10 protein-coding genes and 2 pseudogenes are annotated in these 9,599 nt (G+C 70.0%); 4 read left to right on the top strand and 8 right to left on the bottom strand.

Annotated features, from left to right (window positions below; all coding sequences use genetic code 11):
* On the bottom strand, positions 1-470 hold a 470-nt coding region (locus VN520_RS07100; RefSeq protein ID WP_325745992.1), incomplete at its 3' end, for a SulP family inorganic anion transporter.
* Positions 471-863: 393 nt separating this feature from the next.
* On the opposite strand from VN520_RS07100, the gene VN520_RS07095 reads away from it, so the two are divergent.
* Both VN520_RS07095 and VN520_RS07090 read left to right on the top strand, forming a co-directional pair.
* Positions 864-1,277: a MerR family transcriptional regulator gene (locus VN520_RS07095; RefSeq protein ID WP_325745991.1), complete on the top strand. Its 414-nt coding sequence runs from the start codon at positions 864-866 to the stop codon at positions 1,275-1,277.
* Between the two features lie 936 nt (positions 1,278-2,213).
* The gene (locus VN520_RS07090; protein ID WP_325745990.1) at positions 2,214-3,863 is read left to right on the top strand and encodes a hypothetical protein; all 1,650 of its coding nucleotides are present in this window, start codon (positions 2,214-2,216) and stop codon (positions 3,861-3,863) included.
* A gap of 243 nt (positions 3,864-4,106) precedes the next feature.
* On the opposite strand, the pseudogene VN520_RS07085 reads toward VN520_RS07090, so the two are convergent.
* The 4 genes and pseudogenes from VN520_RS07085 to VN520_RS07070 form a co-directional block, all read right to left on the bottom strand.
* Positions 4,107-4,588: pseudogene (locus VN520_RS07085) on the bottom strand (ABC transporter permease); the annotation flags it as partial.
* A gap of 32 nt (positions 4,589-4,620) precedes the next feature.
* On the bottom strand, positions 4,621-4,947 hold the full coding sequence (locus VN520_RS07080; protein ID WP_325745989.1) for a DUF1048 domain-containing protein: 327 nt from the start codon (positions 4,945-4,947) through the stop codon (positions 4,621-4,623).
* Between the two features lies 1 nt (position 4,948).
* Entirely contained in the window at positions 4,949-5,305 is a 357-nt protein-coding gene (locus VN520_RS07075; RefSeq protein WP_325745988.1) for a DUF1048 domain-containing protein, read from the bottom strand.
* On the bottom strand, positions 5,302-5,628 hold the full coding sequence (locus VN520_RS07070) for a PadR family transcriptional regulator (protein ID WP_325745987.1): 327 nt from the start codon (positions 5,626-5,628) through the stop codon (positions 5,302-5,304). Before VN520_RS07070 ends, VN520_RS07075 begins: the two co-directional genes overlap by 4 nt.
* A gap of 337 nt (positions 5,629-5,965) precedes the next feature.
* Between VN520_RS07070 and VN520_RS07065 the strand changes: the two are divergent.
* A pseudogene (locus VN520_RS07065) lies at positions 5,966-6,247 on the top strand (GNAT family N-acetyltransferase); the annotation flags it as partial.
* Positions 6,248-6,285: 38 nt separating this feature from the next.
* Here the strand turns inward: VN520_RS07065 and VN520_RS07060 are convergent.
* A complete protein-coding gene (locus tag VN520_RS07060; RefSeq protein ID WP_325745986.1) occupies positions 6,286-6,513 on the bottom strand; it encodes a hypothetical protein in 228 nt (75 codons plus the stop codon).
* Positions 6,514-6,701: 188 nt separating this feature from the next.
* Between VN520_RS07060 and VN520_RS07055 the strand changes: the two genes are divergently transcribed.
* On the top strand, positions 6,702-6,989 hold the full coding sequence (locus VN520_RS07055) for a VOC family protein (protein WP_325745985.1): 288 nt from the start codon (positions 6,702-6,704) through the stop codon (positions 6,987-6,989).
* Positions 6,990-7,082: 93 nt separating this feature from the next.
* On the opposite strand, the gene VN520_RS07050 is transcribed toward VN520_RS07055, so the two are convergent.
* Positions 7,083-7,619, bottom strand: coding sequence for a BLIP family protein (locus VN520_RS07050; protein ID WP_325745984.1), 537 nt, complete (start codon positions 7,617-7,619; stop codon positions 7,083-7,085).
* 828 nt (positions 7,620-8,447) lie between these two features.
* Positions 8,448-9,515, bottom strand: coding sequence for a bacteriocin fulvocin C-related protein (locus tag VN520_RS07045; RefSeq protein WP_325745983.1), 1,068 nt, complete (start codon positions 9,513-9,515; stop codon positions 8,448-8,450).
* Positions 9,516-9,599: the final 84 nt, after the last annotated feature.

Below are 9,599 nucleotides of genomic sequence, written 5' to 3'. Positions count from 1 at the left end.
CAGGGCACGTCGTGCATCTCGGGCACCTGCGCCATGAAGATCATGATGGCGAGGGCGTTGACGAAGCCGGTCATGACCGAGCGGGGGACGAACCGCATGAGTTTGGCCACGCCCAGCGCACCGAGGGCGATCTGGAAGACGCCGGCCAGGATGACGGTGGCGATCAGGTAACCCAGACCGTGTTCACGGTTCATGGGAGCGATGACGAGCGCGACCGCGCCGGTGGCGGCGGAGATCATCGCGCGGCGTCCGCCGACGATGGAGATCGTGACGACCATGGTGAAGGAGGCGAACAGTCCGATCGCCGGATCCACCCCGGCGATGACGGAGAAGGAGATCGCCTCAGGAATCAGGGCCAGGGCGACGACCAGGCCGGCCAGCACCTCGGTACGCCAGACTTTCGGATTGCTCAACCAGTCGGGGCGCAGGCCGCGCAGCCACGCGGCGGGAGTTACTGCAGAAGAAGACAAGGAGACGGGTACCTGTCGTGCTCAGGCACACCCTGCCGACGGGCCGGGAAGTGCGGAAGGACGCGCAGGGGCCGGGCCGGCACCCCGCGGACGGCCCGGAAGCCGAAGAGAGGGGCGAAGTCAGGGCCGGTCGTGGACGGGCGACCGGGGAACTCGCGTCCGATGGCGGAGGGTCACGGCGGGCAGGCGGCGGCGATCGGCGTCATGGGCTCGCGCACGCTCTCTCCTGCAGGAATCGGATCTCCGCCGGGGGCGCCATCGGTCCCGGAACGTCAGTAGCGGGGCGGTCCAGCCGTCCTCGCCGTCAGCAACTCTACCCTAACGTTAGAGTAGAGGCCGGTGAGGCTGCGCGGAACGCGGTCCGCCTCGATGAGAAGGGCCAGGAACACGGTCGTGGACGACAAGCACATGCAGATCGGCGAAGTCGCCGCACGGACCGAATTGTCCCTGCGCACCATCCGTCACTATGAGGAGACCGGCCTGGTCGTCCCCTCCGCCCGTTCCCAGGGAGGCTTCCGTCTCTACACCGAGTCCGACATCGCCCGGCTCATGGTGATCCGACGGATGAAGCCGCTGGGCTTCACCCTGGAGCAGATGCGTGACCTGCTGGATGCCACCGACCGCCTCGACGCCGGCGCCGTCCTTGACGTCGGGGAGCGGGAGGCCCTGCTGGAGCGTATACGTGTCTACGAGCAGGCTGCTGTCGATCAGGTGGAGAAGCTGCGTGTCCAGCTGGCCCGAGCCGAGGAATTCGCCGCAACCCTCGGCGCCCGGCTGGAGCCGGGCGTGTCCGCCGTCCGCTCGTGACGGCCGCCATGCCAGGCTGCGCCCGCCGGTCCCTGACTCGATGGCGCGGCTGTCATCACCCGGGGAGCCGGTGAGTTCTGCTCCGGGGATCCCCCCGTCCTTCGGGCGACGCTCTTCGGCCCCTTCGCGTGATCTCGGCCGGTACGACATCGTGTGACCGGTGTGCCGTGGTGTGGTCAGCGCTCGCCCGACGGCCGATGGCCTGCGCTTCCTCGTCCTGGCCGACGAGAAGAGGCGCCTGATCCGCATGTCCTTCGCGCGGTCCGGCCACACCCACGACAACACGCCGTCCGCCACGACCACGTTCTGGCCCCCCTGCACGCCACCGGTCTCGGGGCGTCGACCGGCCTCGGTTCCCGCGGCCTGGACAACGGCATGTGCGACCCCGTGACCGTCACCGGCTCTACCGTCGGCCAGACCCACGGGTTCACCCCGGACCAGAAGGAAACCGGCCGACTCCTCGCCGTCGGACGTGCACCGGCCCCACACGGCTGCGCCCACCTCAAGAACTGGCGGGTTCTCGCCAAACTCCGTACTGATCCTGCCCACCCCACCCGGCTCCTGCGCGCTCTGCCCGTCCTGACGAACCTCGAAGTCGACCGCCGGCATCGCCGGTGCGTCGGCGCGGTGGTGCGCCGTACTCCCGGCCGCCGCACGGTGGTGCGCGCACGGGAGGCGCGGCCCGGGCCGCGGCACCATTTCCGTGCCGGTGCCCGGGGTGACCGGATTTCGCCTCAGAAGACATGGGCGAGACGGGCCGGAGAGCGGCTGCCGGTTCCATCGCCCTGGGCCTATGCGCCCGTGGTAGCAGGGACACGAGGCATTGGAGGTGCGATGGACAGCGGGGCAGCCATCAGAGCAGGGGGAGGCCGACGACCGGGAAGCGGTGGACGAAGACGGGCAGGCACCGGAGCGTGGCGGGGATGGTCCCGCTGCGTGTGGCCGGCAGCGATCGCCGTGGCCGCCGCGATACTGACGGCTCCCACGGCGGCTGCAGCGCCCGCCGCCGTGCCGGCGCCCTGCCCCCAACTCCCCTGCGAGGGTGCCGATCCGAGCCAGGTGACGGAATGGCAGTCCGGTGGTGCGCCGAAGGTCCTGAAGGAGACGACGCTCGCGTCGGGAACGCGGATCACCCTGTACACGGGTAAACCGGCCTGGGACACGAGCCGTACCTACGCCTGGGCGCAGGTGCGGTTCGGGGCCGGGGTCACCCAAGGGCGTGTGTGGCTGCGGGCCGAGGAGAACTGGGGGGACGGCATCAACATCACGACGACGCTGGAACACCCGCGTTCCTACCGTGACACGACCGGCACCACCGGCATGTTCCAGTACTCGACCGGGGCTCCCCGGGGTGCGTACACCAACAGTGCCTGTGTGAGCGACGGCGCCGAGCGCGGGTGCGTCGCCTCGTACGGCGCCCAGGTGGTCCCGGCCGGGCCGTGCGAGGGCTGGTGTTCGGATGCCGATCCGGACGCGATCCCGGCATCCGACTGGTCGTACGTCGACCGCTCCGACCTGGACAAGGCCGAGCTGCCGTCGGGTGCGTTCGTACAGAAGGTCGACGGAAGGCTGAAGCAGGGCACCTATCTGGGATGGGCCGAGGGCGAGCTGCCCGCCGGTGGCCGCATGTGGCTGGAGGCCTGGCAGGGCGAGGGCCGCTGGGGCCAGGTGTACACCGAGTTCACCCCGGCCGGTGCCTCGCGTACGTCGACGGGCTCCACCCGCGCGTATTCCTGGCTTCCGGAACTGCGTGCCTGCGTCAGCGACGCGACAGGCACGCAGTGCACCACGGACGAGGACACATCGGCCACGGAACCCACCCAGGCACCGTGCGCGACGCTGCCGTGCACGGGCATCGATCCGGCGAGCGTCACCGAGTGGATGCCGAACTACGAACCGGACGTGGTGGAGGACGCCAACATCTACCTGGGCGGCCGGTTCACGATCTACCAGGGGCGCCCGGCCTGGGATCCGTACCACATGTACTACTGGGGTGAGGCCGAACTCCCGCCCGGCCGCGACGATGTGTCCGCCACTCTCATGAAACACGCGTCCGGCGGCGTCGACTCACGTACGACCCGGCCGGAGCCCCTGCCCGGAGCCCGGCTGACGGCCTCGGGCACCACGAAGATGGTCGCGCTGGACCCGCTGTCGGGCGACGAGATCGCCGGGCTGGTCGTGGACGGCAAGAAGTGGGCGTTCGCCACCCAGCAGGGCAACAACATCTACCAGACGTCCACCGAGGGTCCGATCGGCCCGTGCGCGCCGGGCCAGGCGTGCGAGGGAGTCTCCCCGGGCAGCGTCACCACGTGGGCCTCGGTGGCGACCGACTGGGCTACGGCGACGCTGCCGAGTGGCGCCCGGGTCACCCTGGCCGGCTCCCGTCCGCAATGGTCGGTCACCGACTATTACGCCTGGGCCCGCACCGACGCCCAGGGCGTCACGGCATGGCTGGAGGACAAGACGCCCAGCGGCTCGTACGAGAAGGTCGCCGACGCCGGCACGATGAAGGCGACGGACGGCCGTTCGGTCCGGGCGTGCCTCAGCGACGGTACGACGACGAAATGCACGACCCCTCTGGGGTGACACACAAGGGGGTGGGCCGAGCTTCTCGGCCCACCCTGATGGTGCGCACACCGGTGCACCCAGGCGCGCGCACCATCCGGCCGTCCGCGCCGGCGGTGCGCGCGCCGATCCGCGCCGTGGCCCGCACCACCGCACCGGCTCCGGTACACGCGCACACCTGGCTTCGATGTCCCGTATCCACCGCAGCAGTCCGCATCGCGCGGCATCGAGGACACGCTTGGCGTTCTTGACGGCCTCCTCCGCCGGATCCCGCATCGTCGACCAGCGGTAGCCGAGCGCGACCAGGCCGGCGCCCCAGACGATCGCGATCCAGCCGGTGTCGTCGGTTTCGGTGCCGAGGAGGAGGCCGCGGAAGGTTTCGGCGGCGGGGGTGAAGGGCTGGTGGTCGGTGATCGGCTGGAACCAGCCCGGCATCGCACCGGCCGGGACGAAGGCGCTGGAGACGAGCGGCAGAAGGATCAGCGGCACGGCCGTATTGCCGGCCGCCCCGGGGTTCGGGCCGGCCGCGCCCATGCCGGCCGCGATCCAGGTGAGTGCCAGGGCGAACAGCGTGATCAGCCCGGACACCACGGGCCACTCCAGTACCGTGGCGTCCGTGGTCCGGAACCCCCTCGCCACCCCGGCGGCGCCGACAGGACCGCGCTCATCACGCACTGGATCACGCCGCCGGCGACATGCCCGACGAGCAGGGAGCCCCGGTAGGTCGCCATGGTGCGGAAGCGGGCGGGCTACGCCCACTCGCACGAGAGGACGGGTGTTACTTCTCGGCCGTGCCGGGTTTCCCGCTGATGGACTCCTGGTAGAGGTCCGCGTAGGTGCGTGAGTCCTTGACCAGGCCGTCGCAGAACGCGGCGACGTCGTTGCCGATGAGTTCCAGGACTCCCTTGTCCGCAGCGGCGCCCTCCTCGAAGAAATCCACGATTCCGGGGAGCAGGGGCCCGTCGGGCAGGTCCACCGGGCCGACCTTGAACAGGTACTTCTGCATCTCCTTGTAGACGATCCGGTAGTCCGGCGGGAGCGCCTTGACCCGAGCTGTGTGCGCCCGCCACTGTTTCTTGCCTTCGATGATGTCCTGGATGCTCACGTCAGCCTCCCAGTCGGCTCAGCTTCTTCACGACGTTCTTGTTCAACTGTTCGCGCCATCGGTCGCGGTAGGTTCGGGCCCCTTCTCCGCCGGCCAGCGCCGTGCAGAAGCCTTGGATGTCGTCGCCGAACACCTCGTGTGCGCTCTGCCCGTCCGCTGCTGTTTCTTCGAGCAGCCCCAGAGCGGCATCGAGGATGGGCATCAGGCTGCGGCCGGTGAAGTCCCCATGGGGAAAGAGGCGGGTCTTGATCTGTTCCCACGCCGCCCGGTGGTCGTCCGGCAGGGCCGCGGCCCTGGCTTCGAACGCCTTCCAGTCCCTGGTGAGATCGCTGCCCGTGATGGTCTCCCGGAAGTTCATCTCCCGCCCTCCTTGAGCTTGTCGATACGTGATGAGACGTACTGCCATTTCGTCCAGAACTTCGCGAGTTCCTCGCGTCCGGCGTCGTTGAGCGCGTAGAACTTGCGTGGCGGACCGACCCCGGAGGGGCGTTTCGTCACCTGGACGAGTCCGTTCCTCTCCAGCCGCAGCAAGATGGTGTACACCGTCCCCTCGACGACGTCGGTGAAGCCGAGCTCGTTCAGCTGACGAGTGACGGCGTACCCGTAGGTTTCCTCGCTGCCGATGATTTCGAGCACGCATCCTTCGAGCGTGCCCTTCAGCATCTCCGTCAGGTCGTCCATCGCGCATGCTCCTCAGTGCTGCCAGTACTGTGTAGTACTGAATACCTCTATAAAGTATCACTGAGTAGCGGCCGCCGCGACCGGCCCCCTCCACCTCATGGCCATCACCGTCCGCCGTAGCGCCATCGGCCTTCACATCTGCCTCACCGGCCGTCCCGGCCGCACGGAAACAGCCCTGACCACTGCCTGCAGCAAGCGAACGACCCCTGCGGTGTGAACGCGACAGTGCCAGTTCATGACCTGCTGGCCGGGGTCGCCGGGCAACGGACCGGGCAGTGGTCCGACCGCCGGCCTGGTCGGGGCGGTGGGCTTCTGGGCCTGAGGTCCCTACCGAGAGGTGCGCGAGGTTCATACGCGCGCCTTCGGCGCCAATGATCGGGTTCCCGGGCTCGTGGACGCACTTCGCGCCGCGGAGGCCGCCTCGGCGCCGATGTCCTTCGTCGCTGTCCTCGACGACCGGGTCGTCGGGCATGTGCTGCTGAGCGCGACACGGTTGGACGCGCCGCGCCGGATCGTGGACGTCCTGTCCCTGTCACCGCTGGGCGTGGTCCCGGGGTTCCAGCGTCAGGGCATCGGTGCTCAGCTCGTCGCATACGCCCTTGAAGCCGCCGACAGCCAGGGTGTGCCGCTGGTGTTCCTGGAGGGTTCGCCGCACTGCTACGGCACGCGCGGCTTCGAGGGGGCCGGCGCGATGGGCTTTCGTCCGCCGTCGCTGCGGATCCCCGAAGCCGCGTTCCAGGTCGCCCGGTGGCGCTTGAGCCGGTCGACGCCGTACCCGACCGCGTGCCGCTGCTTGCAGTCGTCCTTGTCGAACCCGGGTGGCCGTCCGCCGGGCGAGCCGCGCTTGAGTCGGTTGCGGACCCGGTCGTTCGGGACTGGGGACATGGCCTCTCCCGCGTACCGTTCGCATCCACGCGGACGGCAGGGGCCGGTGCTCCATCAGGAGAGCGCGGAGATTCCGCTGACCACGCAGATGGAGGAAAGACCGGCCACGCCCATCGCCGCGTACTGCCTCGTCGCTCTCGGCTGCCCGGCCCCCGAAGTCCTGGACGGCTTCCGCCAGGCCGTCCTCGGTGGTGAGACCAAGGAGGACAGCGACGACCGGTACGACATCCACCCCGGACGGTGTGCACATCGCGGTGCAGGGGACGCCGGATCACCGGCCGTCTGTCCGGCTCCGCAGCGACCGCGATCCGCTGCGGGAACACCTGGACTCCGACGCGGTCGACATCGATCGTGCGCAACGAGAAGTACCGGCGCTCGGCGCGACCCCTCCGGGCTTCGACGGCCGGGACGGTGAACCCGGCTTCCGCGTGTACGCCGGCCCGGCGGGCCACCCGTTCCGTCCCTTTGTGCGGTGAGACCGGGAACACGGCGGTGCGGGGCGGCGCTCACGGTTGCTCCGGCGGCGACCGGGACCGGCCGGGGGAGGTGCGACCGCCATCCGCGCGGGGTCAGGTCAGGCTGCGCTGGCTGCGGTAGGTCAGCTCACCCTCGGTGAAGTCGAAGTAGGCCGTCGGCGGGAAGAGGCCCGTCTGGGCCTTGCAGGCGTACTTCTTGACGAACCCGGTGAGGGCGGGCCAGTCGGGATAGCTCTCTCCCTGCACCACACAGGAGTCCTTCGGGACGACGGCCCACACCTGGGCCTCGGTCATGCCCAGAGAGGTCTTGTTGTAGTGCGACAGCCTTATGGACGGTGTCTTCGGCTTGTACAGGAACTCGTTGCGCTTGCTGTACAACTCGCCGTCGTCGGTGAAGGAGAAGCCTCCGTAAGGGGCGTAGTCACCCGACTCGGTGAAACAGAGGATGGAGTCGCCTATGACGCCGCCGGTGTCACACGCCGCCTCACCACCGCCGATCTCCCAGACCTCGTCGAAGGTCATCCCGAACTGGATCTGCTCGTACTTCTCGACGGAGAAGCCGGAGTTGGCCTGTGCGGCCGACGTCGTCGCGACGACGGCTGCGGCGGCCGCGACGAGTGCGACTCCCATACGTGCAATCCGTGCCTTCACCACATGTGTCCTTTCGTCGACGCCCCGGGCACGCACCTCGTCGCGGACCCGGTGGGGCGGTTCGTGCGGTTGCGGGGATCCGGCGGGCACAGGCGGCACCGCAGGGCCGGCAGCGTGGTCCCAGCCACCGGGTGCGACGCTATGTTCCGTCGCTCTCCGCTCTGTCTCCACCGGCCCGGGGCCCGGCACAGGACCGCCGGACCAGACGCTCGCGTCTTCGCCCTCGTCGCCGGGGCTGGGATAGGGCCGGCCCGGTCTCAACAGTGCACCGTCCGACCGGAGAGCATGACCATGACCTGCTTCATGTACGACGCCATGGGCGAGGAGTTCGGTGAGCCCGGCGAGGCGCGGATCCGCGTCCTTCTTGCTGAACTCAGCAGCGCGGACGAGGAACGCCCCGATGTCTCCCTGCAGCAAGAGCCCGGATGGTCACCGGGTGTCTTTCCGGCCAGGTCCGTGCGGTGGCAGAACGCCGAGTCCGCCCAGCCGGCACCTGTGGATGTGACGCTCTCCTCCTGGGACGACGTCGTCGGTCTGCTCCTCATGACTGCTCGAAGCGAACCGAGGAAGCAGCCTCTGCCCTGGCCCACCTCCGCCCAGGACAAGGGGCGGGACCGCACAGGGGAGCGCCGTCATGGATACCGCCGGGACTGCACCGCGTCGCGGTCGCGGTGGGCCGGCCGGGGGACGGACCGACGATGGAGGGCTCACCGGACGCCGGTCGGCCATTTGGCCCGCGGCCGGCCGCACGGTCCGGCCGCGGATGAGCGGCCGTGCCGCCGACGCGGCACGGCCGGAGCGACGCGGTCACCAGGGAATGCCGGGGCACCCTCCGTCGCAGTCGAAGGCGTAGAAGGTGCCGCAGTCGTCGACGATCACCCGGCAGCGGCCGTTGCCCGCCTCGCAGCGGCCCAGCACGCAGTACGGGTCGCGGACGGAACATCCGCAGTCAGGGATGGCCACGTGGACCTCGCCCGCTCCCTCCTCCGGGGCACCGGCCGGGCCGAGGTTCGCGAGCATCGCGTACGCGCCGTCGGCCCCGAACGCGTCGGCCGCGTCCCGGTGCAGCTCCAGCAGACGCCCCTTGAGCGGCTCCGCCGGCCCCTCGGAGCCCCGTGCCCTGTCGAAGTTCGACGGCTCGCCCGCGATCCTCCGCGCGTTCGCCAGCACGGCCCGCTGAGCAGGGTTCAGCTCCTTCCGCGACGCCTCGAAGGCCGTGAGGTGGTCCGTCCAGAGCGAGCTGCGCACCTGGGGCACGGACTGCGCGTAGACGGCCTTGCGGTAGGCCGGAGGATAGGCGGACACCTCGGTGTACGTCTGCGGCAGACGGCCCTCTGCCGCACGCCGTGCCGCCCAGCGGTGGGCACTGGCCTGTTCCTGCTCGGCGAACGCGGGGGTCCTGCCCGTCAGGACCAGGGCGGTGGCGACCGCCGCCCCGCCGGTGTAACGGAGGAACTGGGCCCTGCTGACGGCCACGCGGCCGCGGGGCGCACCGGGGAGTGCGTCCGCCTTGCCCGCCGCCCGGCGGCGCAGACGCCCGAGCGCGTGGAGCACGCGCCAGGCCGACCTGGCTCCCAGGACCCGAAGGAGTGGGGCGGCCATGCGCGGGCCGGTCCAGGCGCCCAGCACGGTGGGTTCCCCCGCCTCCTTTGTGTCCTGCGGGCCGGAGACCGCGGAGAGGCGGAACAGGGTGGGCGCCCAGGGTGGTTCGGCGCCGAAGTGCAGCGTCCGCCACCGTTCCACTTCCGGGCTGCGCAGGGGCGCGACGCCCAACCGCCCCTGCGATACGTTCCGCACCACGGCCGAGATCTCGCGGCATGTGCCGCAGCCGTCGTCGAACGCGAGAACCCAGCGTGATGCCTGTTCCTCTGCCACCGTCTGCTCCTCGTGGTACCTGTGTCACGACCATGCGAAAGCGTGCGTTGTAGCTGGTCAGAGAGCGTGGCAGGCCAAAGGACG

This window comes from Streptomyces sp., from assembly GCF_035563135.1.
Lineage (GTDB): Bacteria > Actinomycetota > Actinomycetes > Streptomycetales > Streptomycetaceae > Streptomyces.
Note: the sequence above shows the minus strand (reverse complement) of the source record. Positions and strands in the feature narration are given on the sequence as shown.

Bases quoted from the DNA above. Each gene is read 5' to 3' on its own strand.
- VN520_RS07075 (WP_325745988.1), bottom strand. From the start codon at position 5,305: ATGAACTTCCGGGAGACCATCACGGGCAGCGATCTCACCAGGGACTGG.
- VN520_RS07070 (WP_325745987.1), bottom strand. From the start codon at position 5,628: ATGGACGACCTGACGGAGATGCTGAAGGGCACGCTCGAAGGATGCGTG.
- VN520_RS07060 (WP_325745986.1), bottom strand. From the start codon at position 6,513: ATGTCCCCAGTCCCGAACGACCGGGTCCGCAACCGACTCAAGCGCGGC.
- VN520_RS07050 (WP_325745984.1), bottom strand. From the start codon at position 7,619: ATGGGAGTCGCACTCGTCGCGGCCGCCGCAGCCGTCGTCGCGACGACG.